Origin of the sequence: Variovorax sp. YR266 (genome assembly GCF_900107295.1) — a bacterium.
Lineage (GTDB): Bacteria > Pseudomonadota > Gammaproteobacteria > Burkholderiales > Burkholderiaceae_C > Variovorax.
On record NZ_FNPM01000010.1, the window covers coordinates 1 to 21,781 of the forward strand.

At 64.4% G+C, this 21,781-nt stretch carries 18 protein-coding genes; 8 read left to right on the forward strand and 10 right to left on the reverse strand.

Annotation, left to right across the window (positions count from 1 at the left end):
• Positions 1-95: 95 nt before the first annotated feature.
• The 3 genes from BLW48_RS24545 to BLW48_RS24555 form a co-directional block, all read right to left on the reverse strand.
• The gene (locus BLW48_RS24545; RefSeq protein ID WP_093178004.1) at positions 96-521 is read right to left on the reverse strand and encodes a hypothetical protein; all 426 of its coding nucleotides are present in this window, start codon (positions 519-521) and stop codon (positions 96-98) included.
• Positions 522-899: 378 nt separating this feature from the next.
• Complete coding sequence (locus tag BLW48_RS24550; protein ID WP_093178006.1) at positions 900-1,169, reverse strand: hypothetical protein; 270 nt, start codon at positions 1,167-1,169, stop codon at positions 900-902.
• Positions 1,170-1,600: 431 nt separating this feature from the next.
• Entirely contained in the window at positions 1,601-2,488 is an 888-nt protein-coding gene (locus BLW48_RS24555; protein WP_093058171.1) for a LysR family transcriptional regulator, read from the reverse strand.
• Between the two features lie 268 nt (positions 2,489-2,756).
• Between BLW48_RS24555 and BLW48_RS24560 the strand changes: the two genes are divergently transcribed.
• The 7 genes from BLW48_RS24560 to BLW48_RS24590 all read left to right on the forward strand — a co-directional run bounded on the left by BLW48_RS24560 (position 2,757) and on the right by BLW48_RS24590 (position 12,421).
• Positions 2,757-6,308, forward strand: a complete 3,552-nt coding sequence (locus BLW48_RS24560) for an indolepyruvate ferredoxin oxidoreductase family protein (RefSeq protein WP_093178007.1) — start codon at positions 2,757-2,759, stop codon at positions 6,306-6,308.
• A gap of 83 nt (positions 6,309-6,391) precedes the next feature.
• On the forward strand, positions 6,392-8,566 hold the full coding sequence (locus BLW48_RS24565; protein WP_093178009.1) for a sensor histidine kinase: 2,175 nt from the start codon (positions 6,392-6,394) through the stop codon (positions 8,564-8,566).
• Between the two features lie 5 nt (positions 8,567-8,571).
• Positions 8,572-9,186, forward strand: a complete 615-nt coding sequence (locus BLW48_RS24570) for a response regulator transcription factor (protein ID WP_093178194.1) — start codon at positions 8,572-8,574, stop codon at positions 9,184-9,186.
• Between the two features lie 120 nt (positions 9,187-9,306).
• Complete coding sequence (locus BLW48_RS24575) at positions 9,307-9,636, forward strand: hypothetical protein (RefSeq protein WP_093058168.1); 330 nt, start codon at positions 9,307-9,309, stop codon at positions 9,634-9,636.
• A 397-nt stretch (positions 9,637-10,033) separates the two neighbouring features.
• Positions 10,034-11,044, forward strand: coding sequence for a dienelactone hydrolase family protein (locus tag BLW48_RS24580; protein WP_177142397.1), 1,011 nt, complete (start codon positions 10,034-10,036; stop codon positions 11,042-11,044).
• 106 nt (positions 11,045-11,150) lie between these two features.
• Positions 11,151-11,426, forward strand: a complete 276-nt coding sequence (locus BLW48_RS24585) for a hypothetical protein (protein WP_093178012.1) — start codon at positions 11,151-11,153, stop codon at positions 11,424-11,426.
• Positions 11,427-11,527: 101 nt separating this feature from the next.
• Positions 11,528-12,421 (forward strand): DMT family transporter, encoded by an 894-nt coding sequence (locus BLW48_RS24590; RefSeq protein WP_093178014.1) that lies wholly within the window; start codon positions 11,528-11,530, stop codon positions 12,419-12,421.
• Between the two features lie 52 nt (positions 12,422-12,473).
• Here BLW48_RS24590 and BLW48_RS24595 read toward each other — a convergent pair whose 3' ends face one another.
• The 7 genes from BLW48_RS24595 to BLW48_RS24630 all read right to left on the reverse strand — a co-directional run bounded on the left by BLW48_RS24595 (position 12,474) and on the right by BLW48_RS24630 (position 20,844).
• Positions 12,474-13,832, reverse strand: a complete 1,359-nt coding sequence (locus BLW48_RS24595; protein WP_177142398.1) for an NHL repeat-containing protein — start codon at positions 13,830-13,832, stop codon at positions 12,474-12,476.
• A 111-nt stretch (positions 13,833-13,943) separates the two neighbouring features.
• Positions 13,944-15,770 carry an ATP-binding response regulator gene (locus BLW48_RS24600; RefSeq protein ID WP_256330898.1) on the reverse strand — a complete coding sequence of 609 codons (1,827 nt, stop codon included), beginning with the start codon at positions 15,768-15,770 and terminating at the stop codon, positions 13,944-13,946.
• Positions 15,767-16,456, reverse strand: coding sequence for a response regulator transcription factor (locus tag BLW48_RS24605; protein WP_256330899.1), 690 nt, complete (start codon positions 16,454-16,456; stop codon positions 15,767-15,769). The genes BLW48_RS24600 and BLW48_RS24605 overlap by 4 nt, the downstream gene beginning before the upstream one ends.
• Positions 16,457-17,132: 676 nt before the next feature.
• Positions 17,133-18,134, reverse strand: a complete 1,002-nt coding sequence (locus tag BLW48_RS24615) for an NADP-dependent oxidoreductase (protein WP_093058164.1) — start codon at positions 18,132-18,134, stop codon at positions 17,133-17,135.
• Between the two features lie 12 nt (positions 18,135-18,146).
• Positions 18,147-18,977: an alpha/beta fold hydrolase gene (locus BLW48_RS24620; protein WP_256330900.1), complete on the reverse strand. Its 831-nt coding sequence runs from the start codon at positions 18,975-18,977 to the stop codon at positions 18,147-18,149.
• A 56-nt stretch (positions 18,978-19,033) separates the two neighbouring features.
• Complete coding sequence (locus BLW48_RS24625; RefSeq protein WP_093178018.1) at positions 19,034-20,020, reverse strand: acrylyl-CoA reductase (NADPH); 987 nt, start codon at positions 20,018-20,020, stop codon at positions 19,034-19,036.
• A gap of 35 nt (positions 20,021-20,055) precedes the next feature.
• Positions 20,056-20,844 carry an SDR family NAD(P)-dependent oxidoreductase gene (locus tag BLW48_RS24630; RefSeq protein ID WP_093080495.1) on the reverse strand — a complete coding sequence of 263 codons (789 nt, stop codon included), beginning with the start codon at positions 20,842-20,844 and terminating at the stop codon, positions 20,056-20,058.
• Positions 20,845-21,137: 293 nt separating this feature from the next.
• On the opposite strand from BLW48_RS24630, the gene BLW48_RS24635 reads away from it, so the two are divergent.
• Positions 21,138-21,734 (forward strand): TetR/AcrR family transcriptional regulator, encoded by a 597-nt coding sequence (locus BLW48_RS24635; protein ID WP_176928943.1) that lies wholly within the window; start codon positions 21,138-21,140, stop codon positions 21,732-21,734.
• Positions 21,735-21,781 lie beyond the last annotated feature (47 nt).

The following is a 21,781-nucleotide window of genomic DNA, read 5'->3' on the forward strand; positions in this document are numbered from 1 at the left end:
TGATCCACAGCGGTGACATCGCGACTGTCATGTTTCTGTGATTGGCGAGTTGGGGTGGAAGGTAGACCGAGGCGGTGAAGGTCGGCTACTGGCCGTCATTTGACGTCGGGAGGTAGCTTGTCAACCATGCAGTGCTTGAGCGAGAAGTTGCCAAGGAGGTCGAACGCCTCGTCGGAGACGACAAGCCGGTAGTCTTCGCCTATCCAAAAATCGCCCCCTTCGCCCTGCGCCCGAAGGATATGGAAATCTGGCAGGGTGCATCGCGGGTTTCGCTCCACGAACTGTTCTGACGTCGTGATGGCGATTGGCTCCAGCGAGTAGCCAGTCAGCTGTGATTTCCGGATTGCCTCAGCGAGCCTGGTGGTCACAACGAAGCAAGGAAAGGTTTCGAGCAGGTCATCCCCTAACCAATCCTCGAACTGGTAAACAAGCCGTCGCACCAACGGAGGGTGAACGGAGGTGTCGGCGTCTGTACCAGGTCCCCACCCACCTGCAATTTCGGGTTCCAGAACGTAGCTCAAGCAATGCTTCCTCAATTAGTTCAGGTTCTGGTCGATGCTGGCGCCAATTCTTGTCGCGCCGCGCTGGGTGTGCACGCGCTTCAACACAATCTACAAGAAGTCGTTGCGCGCGCGCCGCGAACGTCCGCTATCCCACGAATTCTGAGGCGCGGCCGACCGACTGCTACTGGCCGGACTCGGAAGTCTAGCCTCGAGCAGCGACAGTCCGCTTCCGCCCTGCAAAGCGGATGCTCGCATTGTCTGTAGACGATCAGCATGGAGCGCATGGCTGATACCGAGGCCTATCCACAAGCAGCCTCAACCAAACCGAATTCCCTCCATCACGAAGGCTTCAGCCGTCGTACCCCAAAGAACCCGTTCGCCAGGCGGGACCAGCCGCTAACTGCCGATCTCAGGCGCTCCGCGCCGCGCCTTCTCGCTCAGCTGAAACAGCTCCCCCGCCTCGCGAGCCAATTCAGCCGCAAGCCAAAGCAGGTTGTCCAGTCGTCGAGGCCCATCCCCGCTGCACCAGTCGATGTCTTCCCCGTGGCAGACCCACAGGAGAGCTTCAAGCTGAGAGAGGGTGTTTTCGAGAAGATCCGCCGGGTCTTGGGCGTTGTCTTCGGAAGCGACCTGCGTGCGAGGCCGGGCTATAGTCTTGGTAGCCATTTTTGTGCGGTTCCTTCCAAGGTAGTTGCACGAACTTGGTTAGACGGCTGGGGTGCTCGTAACACCTCGGCCGTCGCCTTTTGATACCTCGCATCTGCATCGCTGCTTTCGCACCGACGACCTGCCGCGAGGCAAGCAGCCTTCAAACATCTCGGTGGTTGTGTGTGTTGCGCCTTTCTTCTCCCCTTGTTGGGGTATCGAGTGACAGGGGCATCCACTCTAGAGAAGAACCCGGCGAAATAGCCGCTACATGCGACATGAAGTCTCGGCGACCGCCAACAAATGCAGCTTCCGCTGCCGCTCTGAACGATCACGCCGATGGGGTGCCTTGCGCAGCGAAATAAAGGAGGAGGCCGAAGGCCGGGGGACATTCGCGGAGCAAGGTACCCCGTCGGCGTGAGCGTCGCCCTGAATGAACCCGATCCCGATCTCTAAGGCATCCCCCGCGCCAGCAAATGATCGACAAGCCGACGCTGCGGAAAACTCAATGCCTCCTGCCGCGTGCACAGATACATCCGGCGTGAAGCCCAAGCATCGGTGAGGTTGATAAAGCGCAGCTTCATCTCCTTGCGATAAGTCACCGCAGCCCCCTCGGGCAGGATGCCCACGCCCATTCCCGCTTCGATCATCCGGCACACCGCCTCGAAGCTCTTCACTCGCACACGCAGCTTCAGCACCTTGCGCGCGCTCATGGCGGCGTCTTCCATCGTGCGGGAGATGGCGGAGTCGTCTTCCAGCCCCACGAAATCGAAGTCGAGCAGTTCTTCGAACGACACCTCGCGCCCGCGCCACGGATGCTTCTGCCGCACGATGGCCACCAGGCGGTCGGTTCGGTAGGGAATGAAGTTGAGCGCCGGGTCGGCCGCCTCGCTGGTGATGACGCCCACGTCGGCCTGCCGGTCGCGGATGGCCTGCACGATGTAGACGCTGCGGTGCTCTTCCACGCTCACGCGGATCTCGGGGTAGCGCTGGCGAAAGCTCGCCACGTCGTCCGGCAAGAACTGGCCCATGGCCGAGGCATTGGCATGCAGCCGCACGCGGCCGGTGGCGCCCTGTGCGTAGTCGGACAGGTCGGCCCGCATGCGGTCTACGTCGCGCAGGATCTGGCGCGCATGCATGGCGAGCGACTCTCCGGCACCGGTGGGCGTCACGCCCTTCGAGGTGCGGTTCAGCAGCGCAACGCCCAGGTGGCCTTCGAGAATGGACAGGCGGCGGCTCGCGGCCGACAGCACCATGTGGCTCTCGGCGGCGGCCTTCGACAGGCTGCCGTGCTCAATGGCGCGCAGGAAAAGCGCCAGCGAATCGAGGTCGGGTCTCATCGGGTTCTCGTCGTGCTGCGGGGGTCGCCATTGTCGGGCCAGCGGGACGGTTCGAGCCTGCCGAAATCCTTTCGGTCGATCGCACCCGCAAAAGACAGATCTTCCGTAAAGCGTCGCGCTTTGCCAAAACGAAGAAGCACTTTCAGAAGACAAGGCGGAAGAATCGTTGCTGCCTCGCCGTCTACCCCGGCGAGGCATCTCGCGAGCCGGCCCTCTACCGGGGCCACGCCCGCATTTCAACGAGTCCTACCCGGAGTCTTTTTCAGTCATGGCATCCCACGAACTGGCCAGCGTTGCGCTGGACGACAAATACACGGCCACCGAAGGCCGGATCTACCTCAGCGGCATCCAGGCGCTGGTGCGCCTCATGCTCGTGCAGAAATGGCGCGACCAGAAGGCGGGGCTGAACACCGCGGGCTTTGTTTCGGGCTACCGCGGCTCGCCGCTCGGCGGCCTGGACGAAGCGCTGTGGAAGGCGCAGCCGCAGCTCGAAGCCAACGCAGTCAAGTTCTTGCCCGGCGTGAACGAGGAGCTGGCCGCCACCGCCGTCTGGGGCACGCAGCAGGTGCACCTGACCGGCGAAAGCACGGTCGATGGCGTCTTTGCCATGTGGTACGGCAAGGCACCCGGCGTGGACCGATGCGGCGACGTGTTCAAGCACATGAGCCATGCGGGCACCTCACCCAACGGCGGCATCCTGCTGGTGGCGGGCGACGACCACGGCGCGTCTTCTTCCACGCTGCCCAACCAGAGCGACCACCTGTTCGCCGCCTCGATGATCCCGATGCTCTATCCGCAGAGCGTGGAGGAATACATCGAGCTGGGCCTGCACGGCTTTGCGATGTCGCGCTTCGCAGGGCTGCCGGTGGGCTTCAAGGCGCTGGCCGACACGGTCGAATCTTCCGGCTCCATACCGGCCGGCGCGCTCGACGTGCACACGCGGCTGCCTTCGGACTTCGTGTTCCCGCCCGGCGGCGTGCACGCGCGCCTGTCGACCGACACGCTCGGCGTGCAGGCGCGCAAGCAGGAAGCGCTGATGCAGGACTACAAGATCTACGCCGCCATCGCCTATGCGCGCGCCAACCGGCTGAACCGCGTGACCATCGACTCGCCCAAGGCGCGGCTGGGCATCGTGGCCTCGGGCAAGTCGTACCGCGATGTGCTCGAAGCGCTGGAAGAACTCGGCATCGATGCAGACGAGGCCGCGCGCATCGGCATTCGCCTCTTCAAGGTATCGATGCCGTGGCCGCTGGAGCCCGACTCGATCCGCGAGTTTGCCGACGGGCTCGAAGAAATCCTGGTGGTGGAAGAAAAGCGCCAGATCGTCGAGTACCAGCTCAAGGAGCATCTCTACAACTGGCGCGAAAACGTGCGCCCGCGCGTGATCGGCAAGTTCGACGAACAGGGCGAGTGGGTGCATCCGCGTGGCCGCTGGCTGTTGCCGGCAACGGCCGACTTCTCGGTGGCGCAGATCGCGCGCGTGATCGCAGGGCGCGTGGCGCGCTTTCACACCAGCGACCGCATCCGCATGCGGCTCGCCATTCTTGACGCGAAGGACGTGGTGCTGGGCAAGGCCGTGGCCACGCCCTCGCGGCCAGCCTGGTACTGCTCGGGCTGCCCGCACAACACCTCGACCAAGGTGCCCGAAGGCAGCCTCGCGCTCGCGGGCATCGGCTGCCACGTGATGGCAACGGCCATCTACCCCGAGCACAACAAGACGACCACGCACATGGGCGGCGAAGGTGCCCCATGGCTGGGGCAGGCGTGGTTCTCCAAGCGCAAGCACGTGTTCGCGAACCTCGGCGACGGCACGTACTACCACTCGGGCTCGCTCGCCATCCGCGCGGCGGTGGCTGCTGGCGTGAGCATCACCTACAAGATCCTCTACAACGACGCGGTCGCGATGACGGGTGGGCAGCCGGTCGACGGGCCCATCACCGTGCCGCGCATCGCGCACCAGATGGCGGCCGAAGGCGTGAAGCGCCTTGCGCTGGTGGCCGAAAACCCGACGCGCTGGGCCGACCGCAGCGTGCTGCCGCCGGAGCGCGACGGCTTCGTGCTCACCGTGCACCACCGCGACGACATGGACGCGGTGCAGCGCGAGCTGCGCGAGTTCGAGGGCGTGTCGGTGCTCATCTACGACCAGGTGTGCGCAGCCGAGAAGCGCCGCCGCCGCAAGAAGGGCGAGTTTCCGCAGGCCGCGCGGCGCGTGTTCATCAACGATGCTGTGTGCGAAGGCTGCGGCGACTGCGGCGAGCAGTCGAACTGCACCGCGCTGCTGCCCAAGCAGACCGACCTGGGCCTGAAGCGCAGCGTGGACCAGAGCGCGTGCAATGCCGACGAGTCGTGCATCAAGGGTTTCTGCCCGAGCTTCGTGACGGTGGAAGGCGTGAAGCCGCGCAAGCAGGCGCCGGTGGCGGCAAAGGCTCCGTCGGAAGAAGCCGCCCTGCCCGATCCGGCACCGCTCGCGCTCGAAGGCATGCACAACATCCTGATCACCGGCATCGGCGGTACGGGCGTCATCACCATCGGCGCACTGATCGGCATGGCGGCGCACCTCGAGGGCAAGGGCGTGAGCGTGCTCGACATGACGGGCATGTCGCAGAAGAACGGCTCGGTAACGTCGCACGTGCGCATCGCGCGCGACGCGGCGCAACTGAAGGCGCAGCGCATTCCTACCGGCGAGGCCGACCTGATCCTGGGCTGCGACATGCTCACGGCCGGCGCGCCCGATGCCATCGCGCGCATGCGGCCGGGGCGCACCTATGCGCTGGTCAACACCTTCGAGCAGCCGACGGGGCATTTCGCGCAGCAACCCGACTGGGAGTTTCCGGCCGCGCAGGTGCGCGCTCTGATCGAGGAATCGGTCGAAGGCCGCGCGGACTTCATCGATGCGACGCAGCTTGCAACGCGGCTCATGGGCGATGCGATTGCGGCAAACCTGTTCCTGCTGGGCTTTGCGTTCCAGAAGGGCTTTGTGCCGCTGTCCGCCGAGGCATTGAACAAGGCCATCGAGATCAACGGCGTAGCCGTGAAGGCGAACCAGGCTGCGTTCCGCTGGGGTCGCAAGGCGGCGCTGGATCTTGCCGCAGTAACGCGTGAAGCCGCGCCTTCGAAGGTGGTGGCGCTGCAGCGGCCGCAGAGCTTCGAGGCGCTGGTGGCGGACCGCACCGCATTCCTCACGGCGTACCAGAACGCGGCGTATGCGCAGCGCTATGCCGAGCTGGTGGAGCGCGTGCGCGTGGTCGAACAGCGCGAGCGCGGCAGCACGCAGCTGGCGAAGGCCGTCGCATCGGGTCTCTTCAAGCTGATGGCCTACAAGGACGAATACGAGGTCGCGCGGCTCTACACCGACAAGCGCTTCATGGAAAAGCTGGAGGAGCAGTTCGAAGGCAAGCCGGTGCTGCGCTTCCACCTCGCCCCGCCGGTGCTGGGCCGCCGCGATGCCGAGGGCCGCGCGGTGAAGACGAGCTTCGGGCCGTGGATGATGAGCGCGTTCCGCCTGCTCGCGAAGTTGCGCGGCCTGCGCGGCACGGCGCTCGACCCGTTTGGCCGTACCGCCGAGCGCCGCATGGAGCGGCAGCTGATCGAGGACTACCGCGCGACGGTCGAGGACGTGCTTGCGCGTTTCGATTGCATCGACTTCGACACCGCGCTGTCGCTGGCACGGCTACCCGAGCAGATCCGCGGCTTCGGGCATGTGAAGGAAGAGAGCGTGGTGTCGGCGCGTGTGCGGTGGGGTGTGCTGGTGAAGCAACTGGACACGGCGCCTGCTTCCCGTGCACGCGCCCCGCAGCAGGCGCAGCCCGTGGCGGCCTGAGCCCCGAGCCAGCGGCATTCGAGGGGGCCTGCCGGCGATCAGGGCAAAATTCTGATCGCCGCGCCGGTCGGCCCCTGTCTCTCATGCCGCCAATCACGCCCGCTCCTGCGCCACCCCCAACCCGCCCGCGCCGCCGCTACCGCGCGGCAGCCGCATGGGCGGCCGTACTCGCACTGGCGCTGCTGCTGATCGGCCTCGCAGCCCAATGGGCCGCGAGCCGCGAAGCTAACTTCCAGGCCGACTCGATCCGCCGCGCCATGGAAGTCCACGTGCTGGGCCTGCGCGATGCCGCCGGCAAGTACAGCTACCTCCCGTTCACGGCAAGCCTGCATCCGGATGTGCTGGCCGCGCTGGCCCATCCGCAAGACTCGGCGGTGAAGCAGCGCGCCAACCGCTACATCGAGGAAGTGAACCGCCAGGCGGGCTCTGATGCGCTCTACCTGATCGACCTGCAGGGCCTCACGCTGGCGGCCAGCAACTGGGCAACGCCGCAGACCTTCGTCGGCGAGTCGTATGCCAACCGGCCCTACTTCATCGACGCCCGCGCGGGACGCAACGGCTTGTTCTACGGTGTGGGCCAGACGACCGGCGAGCCGGGGCTCTTCATTTCGGCACCGGTGCGGCCGGACGGCGGCGCGGTGCTGGGCGTGGTGACGGTCAAGGTCAGCCTGCGCCAGTTGCAGGATGCCTGGACCTTCGCGCGCGACCCCATCTTGCTGACCGACGCGCGCGGCATCGTGTTCCTGAGTTCGGTGCAGTCATGGATGTACCAGGCCACGCGAGTCCTGGGCGCCGCCGAGATCGAAGGCATGCGGCGCGACCAGCAGTACGGCGCGCGCACGAACTTTCCGGCGCTGCCGTGGAAGGTCGATCGCGACGAAGGCGGGCCCGGCTACCTCGTGCGCACCGACCTCGGCGGCCAGCCGCGCCGCTTCCTGGCGGTGGACGAGCCGCTGCCCGATCTCGGCTGGACGCTGACGGTGATGGCCGACCATGCCGAAGTCACTCGCGCGCGCGAACGCGCCTGGATGCTGGGCCTGCTGTGTGCCAGCCTGCTGCTGCTGGGCGGCCTGTACTGGCAGCTGCGCGAACGCCGCTTCGCGGAGCAGCGCGATGCGCGGCGCGACCTGGAGCTGCGCGTGCGCGAGCGCACCCACGAACTCGACGAGGCCCACGCCTTCCGCAAGGCGATGGAAGATTCGCTGCTGGTGGGCATGCGCGCACGCGACCTCGACGGCCGCATCATCTACGTCAACCTGGCCTTCTGCGAGATGACCGGCTACGGCGCCGACGAACTGCTCGGCCGGCTGCCGCCCTACCCGTACTGGCACCCTGACGACGTGACACTGCACTGGCGCCACTACGACGCCATGATGAGCGGCGAGCCCGCACATGCGGGCTTCGAGTCGCGCCTGCGGCACCGCGACGGGCACGAGGTGATCACCATGGTCTACACCGCCGCGCTGATCGACGCCGACGGCAAGCACAGCGGCTGGATGAGCTCGGTGGTGGACATCACCGAGCAGAAGCGCGCCGAACTGCGCCAGCGCCAGAACGACGAGCAGCTGCAGCACGCCCAGCGCCTGGCCAGCCTCGGCGAGATGGCCTCCACGCTGGCCCACGAGCTGAACCAGCCGCTGATGGCGCTGAGCAATTTCGCGAGCGCTGCCAAGGCTTTTGCAGAGCAGGGCAACCAGTCGCTGCTGGTCAGCAGCCTCGACGAGACCATGGCCCAGGCCCAGCGCAGCGCCGAGATCGTGCGGCGCATCCGCGGCTTCGTGCGCCAGCGCACCGCAGGCACCGAAGACTGCGCCGTGGCGGCGCTGGTCAGCAACGCGCTGGCGCTGCTGCAGGGCGAGATGCGCATGCGCCAGGCGCGCGCCGAGGTTCACATACCGGCAGGGCTGCCCGAGGTGCGCGGCGACCGCGTACTGCTCGAACAGGTGCTGCTGAACCTGCTGTCCAACAGCCTGCACGCCATGCAGGCCACGCCGCCGGAACAGCGGCTCGTGGAGATCGAGGCCGAGGTGCAGGAAGGGCGCATGCACATCCGCGTGGCCGACCGCGGGCCGGGCATCGACGCCGCGCTGGCCGAGCAGGTGTTCGCGCCCTTCTTCACCACCAAGACCGGCGGGCTGGGGCTGGGGCTGAACATCTGCCGCACCATCGTCGAGGCCCATCGCGGCCGGCTGTCCTTTGCCAACCGGGCCGGCGGTGGCACAGTTTTCACCCTCGAACTGGAAATCACACCCCCATGAACGCCATGAGCGCTCTTGCCAACAACCTGTGCGTGGTGGACGACGACGAGGCCGTGCGCCGCTCGCTGGGCCTGCTGCTGCTGTCGCGCGGCTACGCGGTGCAGACCTTTGCCTCGGGCGAGGCCTTCTTGGCCGGCGCCGATTTGCAGCGCGCGGGCTGCGTGATCCTGGACCTGCGCATGGAAGGCGTGAGTGGCCTGCAGGTGTTCGATGCGCTGCGCGCACAAGACAGCCCGCTGGTGGTGATCTTCCTGTCCGGCCACGGCGACATACCGATGGCCGTCGAGGCCGTGCAGAACGGCGCCTTCGGCTGGCTCGAAAAGCCCTGCAACGACGAGCGCCTGCTCGACAGCATCGCCAAAGCCTTGAAGCAAGCCGGCGAGATCGCCGCGCGCCGGCAGGCCCGCCAGGCCGCGCAGGCACTGTGGGACAAGCTGACGCCGCGCGAGATGCAGGTGGCCCGGCTGGTGGCCGAGGGCAAGCCCAACAAGCAGATCGCGCAGGAGCTCGCGCCGCTGGAGCAGCGCACCGTGGAAACCCACCGCGCGCATGTGTTCGCCAAGCTGGGGCTGGCGAACAGCCATCAGTTGGACCGGTTCCTGCGGGAACACGCGCTGTAGCGACCCGACTGGAAGCAAGGGGGCCCAATGCGCGAGCCCATGGCAGGACCGGAAGTGGCTCGGCGAGCTTCTTGCTTGACCTCATCGCCGCAGCCAGTCGCGTTGCGCAGGAGGTCTCCGATGCCGAACTTTTACTTGCCGCTCTCTGGCAATGTGCGCCAGGAAATCAATCCCTGGACTTGGTTTACCAAGATCGCCAATGGGCAGCTTGGGTTCATCAACATCAATATGGGCAAGTCGTCAGACCCTGCTCTGGAGCAGCAGATTCTGGATGACGTCGGAAGCTACGGACGGCAGATTGGACAACTCGGTGATGCGCTGGAGGCGGTTCTCGCGCACATGAAGACCGACACCTGGGAGCCCAAGGCCAAGGAAGCGGTCGATGCCTTCAGGTTCCAGCTCGCCGAGATTCGCCGGCTGAAGCAGAGCCGGGCTGACAACAAGACCTGACATTTCTTGGCGGCATATCGAACTGACCTGGGGTGGGCTTTGCGACGTCTTCTGGTCCGGGGACCTCACCAAGGCCGCGCCGTTTCAGTGTCGCTGCATCGCAGCGCTGCTCTCGAGTCGATGGCAAATTTCGGCCAGGACCAGTCAGGCCTGCCAGCCAGTCGTCCATATTTTTGGGAAAGGCTTGAATGGCTTATGACTAATAGTTGGGGCAAGAGGCTACCGGAGCGGTGCTGCCGACCCACAGTCATCGCAAGGCTCGCCATGAAGAATCCTGACGAGCGACGCTCGCAAATAACTATCGTGTAGCTGGCGTTCGCAGATCATTGCCGGTTAGCGAGTAGGGAGGAGAATGGCACAGGAGCGGAAATTGGTACATCCACACCATCACAAAAACATGAGCACTTGTAGAAGAATTTTCATTGCTATTGCCATGTGCATGGTCAGCATTGGAAGCGCATGCGCAGCTTCAACAATGCCCGGGTCTCCCCGTGACGATGGCCATGGCAGCACCATCGTCTTTGAGACTGTCACGCCTGAACGCGTCAAGGATTTTGTGGAGCGCACCGTTGACAAGAAGGTCTCAATCACCGGGCGATTGGCGTTTCCTGAAGCGATGAACTCTGCCGTTCCGGCGGTGGTCATCCTGCACGGAAGCAGCGGTGTTAATTCAGGCGAGATGGTCTGGGCGCAACGCTTGAACTCGATGGGATTTGCCAGTTTCGTCGTCGATAGTTTTACGGGCCGAGGCGTCACCAATACCGAAGCTGACCAAACTCAGCTATCGATGACGGCAGGTGTGGCAGACGCCTACTTTGCTCTACGCCTATTGGCGGCCGATCCACGTATCGACAAAAGAAAAATCGGTGTGATGGGTTTCTCGCGCGGAGGGATTGCAGCGCTTTATTCTGCACAGGAGCCGTTTCGCCGCGCCCTGATCGAAGACGATCTGCACTTTGCCGCACATATAGCCTTCTATCCCGGCTGCGGCATACATTACACATCGGCGCATCTGGATGGCGCTCCGATACTGATGCTACTTGGCGGCAAGGACAACTACACGCCGCCAGCGCCGTGCGTGACGTACGCCAACGATTTACGCAAGCAAGGCGCACAGGTCACGCTGAAAACTTACCCCGATGCTTATCACGGATTTGACAGGCCGACACGACTCCATGTCGTCAAGTCAGCAACAAGCGCACGCGAATGCCATGGCGCCTATGATCTGGATACAAACAAATTCACGATGCGCAAAGATGAGAAAACGCTGTCGGGTACGGAGGCCACAGCAGAATCCAAGCGCTGTCTCAGCTATGGTGTGATGCTTGGTGGCGATGCGCTGGGACGCGAGCAATCGCCGCTTGATGTTGGCGAATTTCTCAAATCTGTGTTCGATAGTGGCCAATGACATCCAGGGCCTGTGGCATGCCAATGTTTCCGCAACCGGCCATGACCGGACTGTCGCTGCCGACACCCGATGGGGTTTTCTTCACGCTTCACGGACAACCTGGAGCATGATTTTCCCCTGGGTAATGCTCACCGCAGCTGCCGTCTTTGGATATCTCGCCTATGACGCCGCGCGCCTTTCGACGCTGGCGAAGGATGTTCCTTACTCTCTGACCGCAAAGGGTTGGGATGAGGACGTCGCCCATGTCTCGCTCGCAGAACAACAAAAGCGAAAGCAGTACAACGCCACCCGCGGCATCGGCGACCTCAGCCAGTCTGTCTGGCTCTTCGGCGTCCTATGCGTCGGCTGCCTGGCGTCAGCCGGTTACTCCTTCTATGCTTGACTGAGCGGCTCAGAACGGCCAGGACCAGACGTTCGCAGCGCCTATGCTAGGCGGTCAAGAACAAGTCCCCTCCCCGGCCACTGCCGCGAGACAACCCGACCATGCACTCGACCGGAACCCTGCGCGGCATCGCCGCGATGCTGTTGGCTTGCGCCTTCTTTGCCTGCATGGACGCGCTGCTCAAGAACCTGGCCGGGCACTACCCGCCGGTGCAGGTGATGGCACTGCGCGGTCTCACGGCTCTGCCCCTGGTGTGCCTGTACATCGCCTGGCGGCGCGAGGCAGCCGGCGTTTTCAGCCGCCGGCTGCGTTGGCGCCTGCACCTGCTGCGCACCGCGCTGAACATGACGATGCTCGTGCTCTTCGTCCATGGCCTGAAGACCCTGGGCCTGGCAGAGGCCTACACACTCACTTTCATCGCTCCGATGCTGATGGTGCTCATCGCCGTGCCGATGCTGGGCGAGTCGGTCCAGCCTCGGCACTGGATCGCGATCGGGCTGGGCTTCGTCGGTGTCGTGATCGCACTTCGGCCCGAGCAGGGTGCCTTCCTCTCGGTGGGTGCTCTGGCGATTCTGGTGGCCGCAGTCTGCTATGCGCTGTCGAACATGCTGGGCCGGCTCATCAGCCGCACCGAATCGAGCGCCGCGCTGGTCTTCTGGACTACGGCCGGCATGGCAGTGGGCGGCGGTCTGCTGTCGGCGCCGCAATGGGTGCCAATCCAGGCTGAACACACGTGGGTGCTTGCGGGTTTGGCCATCAGCGGCTTTCTGGGCCAGATGGCTATCGCCGAGGCCTTCCGTCACGGCCAGGCCGCCGCCATCGCCCCCTTCGAATACAGCGCCCTGGCCTGGGCGCTTGTGCTGGACTGGGTGTTCTGGCAGGCCGCGCCCGACGCATGGACGCTGGGCGGCGGGGCATTGATCGTTGCGAGCGGACTGTGGCTGGCGCGAAGCGAGGCGCCAAAATCTGCTCGGCCAAAGAGGCAGGCCACCTGATCCGCGGCGAAGCGGGCGTGCGAAGCCGCATCGGGCAGACAAGATCAACGGCTCAGGGCGCCAGCGTGAGCTTGAAGATCTGGTTGCCGTTGGATGCACCCACGTAGATGGTCCCGTCGCTGGCGACCGCCACACCAATCGGAAAATTGAACCTCATCGCCGCGCCGGTGCTGTCCCGCAGTGTGCTGATCTCGCCCGCAGGCGTGACCACTCGCGCCACGCCATCCCAGGCATGCGTCAGGAACACGTTGTCATGTGCATCCACCGTTACGCCGTAGGAATAGCCGAGCTTGGCCGGCGTGGCGGCCGTTCCGTCGACCACATTGGAAACAGCGTTGCCGTTGCAATCGCCCAGCAGCGTGCTCACTGTGGCGCTGGCCACATCGATCTTGCGCAAGCATGTGCCGTCGGTGTCCGTGTCGTACAGCGTGCTGCCATCGCGGCTGATCGCCAGGCCCTGCGGGCGCGCCATCTGGGCGGCCGTGCCGACTCCGTCGAGGTAGGCCTGCGTGCCGTCGCCCGCGAGCGTGCTCGTGGTGCCATCGGCTGCGACCTTGCGCACGCGCTTGTTTTCCAGGTCTGCCACGAACAGGTTGCCTGCGCTGTCCAGCGCAATGCCGGCGGGGTCGTTGAACATTGCAGCGGCCGGGCTGTCGGCGTACCCGCTGGTGCCACTGCCCACCCAGGTGCTGTAGGTTGTGGCGTTGGGGGCGATCTTGTTGATGCGATGCTGGTCGCTCACGTACAGGGTACCGTCGGCGGCCAGTGCCAGGCCATACGGCGTGTTCATGGTCGTCCCCGGCGTTACTTCCGCGCCGCTGCCGCTGGCCGTGTCGATCCTGTAGACCGAACCATTGCCTCCCATGGCCACGTAGAGGTTCGCGCCGCTGGCATCCAGAACGAGTTGATAGGGACGGTTGTATGTCACCCCGGTGGTCGCCAGCACGTTGGCGATCCAGGGTTTGACCGTCAGCGTGGCGGCATGGCTGGTCACACTGCCATTGGGGCCCGTCACTTGCACGCGCAGCTGCTGGCCGCTGTCGGCCAGTTGATTGGCAGCTGTGGTGAAGCTGTCGCTGGTGGCGCCGGAAACATCGGTCCAGTTGGCACCGCCATCAACGCTGCGCTGCCACTGGTAGTTCGTGGCACGCACAGCCTGTACCTTCAACATGGCGGTCACGCCCTGGCCAATGGTGGTATCCGATGGCTGTGTCGTGATGGAGGGCGCGGTGTCTTCCTGCGTCGGTGCCGGCGTCTGCGTTCCCTGAGGAGCAGGTGCAGGAGCGACAGCGAAGCCGGGGAAGCCGCCGCCTCCTCCCCCACCACCGCCGCAGGCGGCCAGCACGAGGTTCATCATCAGCAGCGCGGCAGGTGCACGCCATGCGCGGGAAACGGTACGAGTGGTATTCATGATGGGCCTTCCTTTTTTCAAGTGGAGTGAACGAGAAGGCCTCCACGGTAGGGTCGGCAACGCCTGCGATCTAGTGTCGAAGGTCATCGCCGAGCAGCAAAAAAAAGATGCTCAGGAGCGCATGCAAGCGTGCGTCGTATCGTGCCGCGTCAGCGATGCAAGGGCCTGCAGCAGCCTGTCGGCGGCCACCGGCTTGAGTAGCACCTGCAACCCGGAGTCGAGCATCTGCCGCTGTCGTTGCGGCGCGGTTTCCCCGGTGATCAACAGTACCTGCAAGCCAGGGCCGAAGCGCGCGCTCAGTCGCTGCGCCGCGGCAAGTCCGTCGGCACCGTCGGCCAGCCGCACGTCGCACAACAGAACTTCGACAGGGGTACTTCCATGTGCGGCTTGCACCAGCACGGCCTCGGCTTCGGCCTCGCTGGCCACTGCATCGATGGTTACGCCGTGGGCCTGCAGCAGCCCGGTAACGGCCTGGCGGATCGCGGCTTCATCATCGATGAGCAGCACGCGCTGCGGCAATGGCAAGGCAGCGCCTGGGCATGCAGCGAGTGGCACGACACCCGAGGCGGTCACTGCCGGAAGCACCAGGCGAAAGCGACTGCCGTGATGCAGGCGCGAGCGCACCTGCAGCGGGTGCGCCAGCAGGCGTGAGAGCCGCTGCACGATGGACAGGCCGATGCCCAGTCCCTGTGCTCGATCGCGCCCCGGATTACCGATCTGGTAGAACTCGTCGAAGATGCGGCCGAGGTGCTCATCCGCGATGCCGATGCCGGTATCGCATACGTCGATCCACACCAGCGGACCGCGTGCGCGGGCAGCCACCACCACGCCGCCGCGCGTCGTGTACTTGAGCGCGTTGTCCACGAGATTGGACAGCAGCCGCTGCAACAGCTGCGGATCACTCAGCACCCAGCAAGGCGTGGCACGCAACCGCAGTTGCAGATCCCGGTCGGCCGCCTGCGCCACGCACACATTGTTGAGCGCGAGGAACAGCGGATTGAGCTCCACGGGTCGAATCTGCGGCGCCACCTCGCCAGCATCAAGTCGCGAGATGTCCAGCAGGATGTCGAGCGAATCGCCGAGCGTTCCGACCGCATCCATCAACCGCACCGCGTGATTCCATTCCTCGGTGCCCTTGAGCTTCTTTTCAATGACGGCTCCGAACAATGCGATGGCGTGCAGAGGCTGGCGCAGATCGTGGCTCGCCGCGGCAAGAAAGCGCGTCTTCTCCTCGCTGACACGCTGGGTTGCGGCAATCTGATGGCTCAGCTGCTCGGCCAGCGCCTCCTTTTCGAAACGCATGGTCAGCGCAGCTGTCAGCAGCCGATGATGCTGCAGCGCGAACATGATCATGACGCACATGTACAGCAGGCAGCCGGTGGCCAGGAACAGGTGCGTGCTATCGCCGCGCCAGGCCAGCGCCAAGGTCAGGCTCGCCATGCTGGGCACGATGAAGCGTGGAATGTTGCGCTTGAGAACCGCCAGCGAAAGCGCTCCGCCGGCGCAGCCGCCCATCATCATCACGATGACCATGACCCAGAGCCCCAGGTTGCGCCCCGGCGGAACGCACAGCCACGGCGCCAGGCCCCAGACACAGGAGCGCAGCAGCACGTTGCGCGCATTGAAGCGTGCCCAGTACTCGGGATGGGCGGCAGCATCAGGACTGCGCTGGTAGCGCCGATAGGCTCGTCGCAGCGTTAACGCCAGGTGCAGTGCCATCCACAGCAGGACTTGCCAGCGCCACGTGGCCACGAACAGGCCGATGCCCAGCGACTGTGCCGTGAGGAAGTCCGCGAGATAGGCTGCCGGCGCGTTGGCATGGACCGCGGCCACCTGTTCGCGCAGCACCCGCTCGGCCAGCTCGGGCGGATGCAAGTCAGTCATTGCAGGCATGCGGGGCATCGCCACGTCGAAGGCCGCATGGCGCGGAAGGCTCACTTCAGACTGCTGATGAGCTGGGCTCGCGAGCGCACGCCGAACAGCAACAACAGGGTAGACACATGGTTCTTGACCGTGCCCTCGGTCAGGTGCGACAGCTGTGCAATCTCTTTGTTCGACTTGCCGGCCAGCAGCCAGTCGAGGATTTCGACCTGGCGCGCATTGAGCTGCGGCTGCAACTCAGTCGTCGCCGTCGTCGGCGTCGTGCGGACAGCGACAGGGACCGTGGACGGCGAGGCTGGCAGAGCGACCAGATCGTTGTCCCTCACGTAGCGCAACACCTCGCCCAGGTGACCTGTCTTGGGCAGGAAGGCCTGCGCCCCGAGCGCCATCACCCCTTGCATCAACGCATGGCTGTCCTTGCCCGATAGCACGACCACGCGCGATGCAGGAAAGGCGCGCCTGAAACGCACCAGGGTATCCAGCCCCTGGGAGTCGGGTAGATCGAGATCGAGCAGCACCAGAAGATGCGACGTGAGATGGAACTCGTACAGGCGCAATGCGTCGGCCAGGGAGCGTGCCTCGTACACCGGCACGCTGCCGGTCTCCGCAAGCAGCAGCGCCCTCAGGCCCAGGCGCACCAACTCGTGGTCGTCGACCACCAGGATGCCCCGCGCCGGTATGGCAACGCTGGCCTCGCTACGCAACGGCGCGGCATGCAGCGGCAGGGGGGTGGCAGTAGCCATGGTCCGGGCATCTTAGTGCGGATGGCTGCGAACCTGAAATGACCAAAGTCATGAGATCCGCAGCTCTGCCATGAGCAACATCTGCCATCGGTAGGAGGTTCGGGCTTCACAACATCGCGCGACGTTTCCCCATATCGACACCATCCTGCATCTTTGGATGGAACGCCTTAAGCAGCAGGGCGGCATTGAAATCACGCATGTCTCCACCGGAGAGCCACACAGTCCTGATCGAACTGATGAGCGATCAAGCCGCTCTCTCGTTGCTCACTACCGGTTCGGTTCGGCGCTGACGCTCGTGACGCAGAGGTTCAATTGCCGCGCAAATAGAGAAAGGCATAGGCGAAAGGGCATATGCCTTCGGGACATCTCGTTGCAGGGCGTATTAAGCAATCGGCCCGCAGACCGGCATCTCTCTCGTTGCCGTCGGGGTACTCAATACGCCAGCGGTTTGGACGGCATTCCCACCGAAGCTAAAGGCGAGCTGCTCGTACTCGCAACTTGGACCACGCGGCTTGTCTGCTTGGAGCGTGTCGGCAGCTCGAACCGCGGCTTGCCAAGCACTTGAGTCGCCACCCGCGATGCGAACCGCCGTATCAAGAAACGCACGCCGAAACACGACAGCTTGTTGAACAGCCCGGGCACAACCGTGCGCTTTCCGCGCAACATCGCGCGGCAGCTAAATCATCTGCACCACGACCTTGCCCTTGGCGCGCCCACTGTCTACGTAGGCCAGAGCTTTGTGGGTGTCCTGAAACGGGAATACTTTGTCGACGACCGGACGGATCGCACCAGATTCGACGAGGGCGGTGATCTCGCGCAACTGCGCCCCATCGGCCCGCATGAAGACGAAGGTGTATTCACCCCCGATCTTTTTTGCCTTCTTCCTGATGCCGAAACTCAGCAGGCGCAGCACCTGCTGGAGCGGCCAGGCCAGTCCTCGCGCGACGGCGAACGTCGGGGTGGGTGGCCCGGAGATGGAGATGAGATGCCCGCCCGGCTTGAGAACCTGGAGGGATTTGTTCAGCTCGTTGGTGCCGAGGCTGTTCAGCACCACGTCGTAGCCGCGAAGCACCGTGGCGAAGTCCTGCTGCTTGTAGTCGATGACGACGTCCGCGCCCAAGGCCTTCACCCAGCCGATGTTGGCCGTACTGGTGGTCGTGGCCACGAACGCGCCGAGGTGCTTGGCAAGCTGGATGGCGATGGTGCCGACGCCGCCGGAGCCGGCATGGATCAGCACCTTCTGCCCCTTCTTCAGCTTGGCAGTTTCGACCAGCACCTGCCAGGCCGTCAGGGCCGCCAGAGGAACGGAGGCGGCCTCGACCATGCCGAGATTCGCGGGCTTCAGCGCCAGCGACGACTCCTTGACGGCAATGAACTCGGCGAAGGTGCCGATGCGATCGTCGTCAGGGCGTGCATAGACCTCATCACCGGGCTTGAAGTTGCGAACGCGAGCGCCGACCCGCACGACCGTTCCGGCCATGTCGTTGCCCAGGATCAGGGGGAGGCGGTAGGGAAGAATCAGCTTGAATTCACCGCTCCTGGTCTTCGTGTCCAGGGGATTGATGCTCGCCGCATGGATCCGGATCAGGACGTCATCGTCCCGGACCTCGGGGTCGGGCATTTCGCCGATGCGGCCAACTTCTTTCTTTCCGTAGCGATCGATGATGAAAGCTTTCATGGGGTACTTTTTTCAGTCATTGAGGAAGGCCAGCGCCTTGGGCACGAACTCGCCGTGGTACTGGAAGATCCCGCCATGTCCGGCGTCCTTGTAGATGACCAGTTGTGAGCCAGGAATGCGACGCGCCATGTCATGGCTGTTCACGGTGGGCACCATGATGTCGTTGTCGCCATTGGCGATCAGCACAGGGATGCGGATGCCGCCCAGATCCTGCGGCACCTGCCGGCCCCAGGCCTTGATTGCCTTCAGCTGTCGCAGGAAGGCATTGGGCGTCGGCCCGTTGTCCCGATCCGTCTTGCGTTCCCTCAGTCGCTCCAGGAAGGCTTTGGCGGCTTGACGACCATTGGCCGTGGAGGTGAAGAACAGGTAAGTCTTCGGATCGCGCAGCGTCAACAAGCCCTTGACCATCAGCGGCCAGGAGACCGCCCCTACCTGGTCGATGCCTTTGCCGCCCGCCGGCCCCGTACCGGTCAGGATGAGCCGGCGCACCAGGCCGGGGGCTTTCAGCACAATGTCCTGCGCCACGAATCCTCCGAGGGAGAAGCCAAGCAGATCGACCTTCTCGAAACCCAGCGCGTGGATCAGTGCGATCGCATCCCGTGCCATCGCGTCGATGGTCACAGGTGCCGTTCCGCCCGAAGCGCCAATTCCCCGGTAGTCGATGGCGATGATGCGATGCCTGCGGGAAAGCCCATCGACGATACGCGGGTCGAAATTGTCGAGGACTGCGCCCCAATGGTTGAGCAGGACCAGCGGCACGCCAGTGCGCGGCCCCAGGTCGCGGTACGCGAATGCAGTCCCGCCGACATCGATCGATCGGGTGGTGGTGTCGATGTAGGGCACGCTCGATCCTGGGTGCCGGTCGGTAGGGGTCAACGTCATCGTCATCGTGTTGGCGGTCAGGCGTTCACATCGACGATGGTGCGCCCCTGGACCTTCCCTGCGAGGACTTGACTGGCGACATCAGGCACCTCCGCGAGGCCAATCACCTTGGTGGTCCGTGCAAGCTTTTCTAGATCCAGGTCGCTGGCCAGACGCGACCACGCCTGCAGCCGCACAGGCTGCGGCGCATTGACCGAGTCGATACCTGCGAGGGTGATGTTGCGCAGGATGAACGGCAGCACGGATGCCAGCAGATCCGCGCCCTGTGCGAGGCCGAAGGCCGCGACCACGCCGCGATACCGGGTCTGCGCCAGGACGTTCGCCAACGTATGGCTGCCGACCGAATCGATGGCGCCGGCCCACCGCTCCTTGGCGATCGGTGCGCCCGCTTCGGACAGGGTGTGGCGGTCGATGACGTCCGCCGCGCCCAGCGCACGCAGGTAGGCGGCTTCGTCGAGTCGGCCGGTCGATGCGATCACGCGGTAGCCCAGGCCCGACAGCAATGCGATGGCCACAGAGCCGGAGCCGCCATTGGCGCCGGTCACCAGGATGTCTCCACGCTCGGGCGCCAGGCCCCCATGCTCCAGTGCGAGCACGGCCAACATGGCGGTGAACCCGGCGGTGCCGATGGCCATGGCATCCCGGGTCGAAAAGACCTCCGGGATCTTGACCAGCCAATCACCGCTCACCCGCGCCTTCTGCGCGAAGCCGCCGTGGTGCGTCTGGCTCAGTCCCCAGCCGGTCGCCAGCACACGGTCGCCGGCGACGAGGCCGGGGTAGGTCGACGACTCGACGACACCAGCAAAGTCGATGCCCGGAATCAGCGGAAACTGGCGAATGACCGGTGACCGGCCACTGAGTGCCATCGCGTCTTTGTAGTTCACCGTCGAGTACTCGATCGCGACGGTGACGTCGCCCGGCATCAGATCTTCGTCCTTGAAGTCGACCAGGCTGCTTGAAATGGTGTCGCCGGTCTTGCTGGCGAGCAGTGCCTTGAATGTCATGTGCCGTCCCTTCCGCTCTGGGGCTTTTTGCGGTTTCAGGCGGCGGCTCGATAGCGCTCTGCCACATGCGCCTGCCGGATGTCCCCGATCAAGGTCTGCCGTGCCGCGTTCAGCACCTCCCAGCGCGCGCCATCATGCAGCGGCGGGATGGTCACGAGTTCGCGGCGGTCGAATCCGACCAGTGCGGCATCTACCAGCTCTTCCACGCCCATCAGATCAGGCATCGCGCTGCTGTCGATGCCCGCGCGCTCCCATATCTCGGTACGGGTTCCGGCTGGCAACACCGCCTGCACGTAGACACCCTTGGGCGTGAGCTCCAGGCTCAGCCCCTGGGACAGGAACAGCACGAAGGCCTTGGTCGCGCCGTAGACCGACATGCCGAACTCGGGCGCCAGGCCGACCACCGAGCCGATGTTGACGATCGCGCCTTTGCCAGCCTGCGCCAGGCGCGGGGCGACGGCGCTCGCCAGCCTGACGAGTGCGGTGGTGTTGAGACTGACCAGTCGGGCGACATCGTCTGTCGATTGGTCGATGAAGTGACCGGATAGTGCAGCCCCGGCGTTGTTGATCAGGGTTTCGATCCTGGTGTCCTCGCGCAGGCGTGTCTCGACTGCGGCCAGATCGCCGGGCTGGGTCAGGTCGGCCGGAAGGATATCGACGGCAGCGCCGGTTTCCTCGCGCAGGCGCGCAGCGAGCGTTTCCAGGCGCGCCTTGTCGCGTGCCACCAGCACAAGGTCGTGGCCGCGGCGTGCGAAGCGGTCGGCATAGATGGCGCCAATGCCGGTCGAGGCGCCCGTGATGAGAACAGTGGAATGGGATGTCATGTGTTTTCTCTTGATCGAAAAGGTCGTTGGTCAGGCAGAAAAAGGGGATGCGGGCGGCATCACTCCTTCAGGAACTGGATCGCGTGTTGCCCCAGCGGCGATAGGCGAATTTGTCGCCATCCACCTCGAAGAGGGGGGGCGGTCAGGTGGGTATCGCTCATTTCCAGAAGCCTTCCGAGGTGAGTTGGCTTAATGATGTCGATTGTCATCTTTGTTGTCAAGGGGTTTGATGATGATTAACATCAATGTATATTCATGACTTCACTGATGGCACATCTAGAGAGATCCTGGACATGAAGGTCACCAAAGCGCAGGCCCAGGCGAACCGGGCACACATCGTCGAGACGGCCTCCACGCTGTTTCGCGAGCGAGGCTATGACGGGGTGGGGATTGCGGACTTGATGGCGGGCGCAGGATTCACCCATGGTGGCTTCTACAAGCACTTCGGGTCCAAGGCCGACCTGATGGCAGAAGCGGCAACATGCGGTTTTGCGCAGACGGCGGCCAAGGCCGAAGGCGTCGATGCGATGGAGTTCGTCAAGCACTACTTGTCCCGTGAGCACCGCGATGCTCCTGGTGACGGTTGCACGATGGCCGCACTATGCGGAGATGCCGCGCGTCAGACGGAGTCGATCAAGACGGCTTTTGCGGCCGGCGTTGAAAGCTTGCTGGCGAACCTGGCAAACCAGTGCGGCGCGACCGAGGAAGGCGATCAGTGCGGCGACGCGCGTGCCAAGCGGATCGACGTCATTGCACAGGTAATCGGCGCAATAGTGCTGTCACGGGCGTGTCCTGACGACTCACCACTCGCCGATGAAATTCTGGATGTCTGCCGCACTGCAGTCCTGTCGAGGCTTTCCTCGCCGACCCTTGGCTCCTCCCTTGCCTAGAACAGCCAGTCCAGTTTCTTGCACACGCTGAAAGATGACCGATTTGC

Bases quoted from the DNA above. Each gene is read 5' to 3' on its own strand.
- BLW48_RS24560 (WP_093178007.1), top strand. From the start codon at position 2,757: ATGGCATCCCACGAACTGGCCAGCGTTGCGCTGGACGACAAATACACG.
- BLW48_RS24605 (WP_256330899.1), bottom strand. From the start codon at position 16,456: ATGGCTACTGCCACCCCCCTGCCGCTGCATGCCGCGCCGTTGCGTAGC.
- BLW48_RS24625 (WP_093178018.1), bottom strand. From the start codon at position 20,020: ATGACATTCAAGGCACTGCTCGCCAGCAAGACCGGCGACACCATTTCA.
- BLW48_RS24585 (WP_093178012.1), top strand. From the start codon at position 11,151: ATGATTTTCCCCTGGGTAATGCTCACCGCAGCTGCCGTCTTTGGATAT.
- BLW48_RS24595 (WP_177142398.1), bottom strand. From the start codon at position 13,832: ATGAATACCACTCGTACCGTTTCCCGCGCATGGCGTGCACCTGCCGCG.
- BLW48_RS24575 (WP_093058168.1), top strand. From the start codon at position 9,307: ATGCCGAACTTTTACTTGCCGCTCTCTGGCAATGTGCGCCAGGAAATC.
- BLW48_RS24580 (WP_177142397.1), top strand. From the start codon at position 10,034: ATGAGCACTTGTAGAAGAATTTTCATTGCTATTGCCATGTGCATGGTC.
- BLW48_RS24590 (WP_093178014.1), top strand. From the start codon at position 11,528: ATGCACTCGACCGGAACCCTGCGCGGCATCGCCGCGATGCTGTTGGCT.
- BLW48_RS24630 (WP_093080495.1), bottom strand. From the start codon at position 20,844: ATGACATCCCATTCCACTGTTCTCATCACGGGCGCCTCGACCGGCATT.
- BLW48_RS24615 (WP_093058164.1), bottom strand. From the start codon at position 18,134: ATGAAAGCTTTCATCATCGATCGCTACGGAAAGAAAGAAGTTGGCCGC.
- BLW48_RS24550 (WP_093178006.1), bottom strand. From the start codon at position 1,169: ATGGCTACCAAGACTATAGCCCGGCCTCGCACGCAGGTCGCTTCCGAA.
- BLW48_RS24565 (WP_093178009.1), top strand. From the start codon at position 6,392: ATGCCGCCAATCACGCCCGCTCCTGCGCCACCCCCAACCCGCCCGCGC.
- BLW48_RS24570 (WP_093178194.1), top strand. From the start codon at position 8,572: ATGAGCGCTCTTGCCAACAACCTGTGCGTGGTGGACGACGACGAGGCC.
- BLW48_RS24555 (WP_093058171.1), bottom strand. From the start codon at position 2,488: ATGAGACCCGACCTCGATTCGCTGGCGCTTTTCCTGCGCGCCATTGAG.
- BLW48_RS24635 (WP_176928943.1), top strand. From the start codon at position 21,138: ATGAAGGTCACCAAAGCGCAGGCCCAGGCGAACCGGGCACACATCGTC.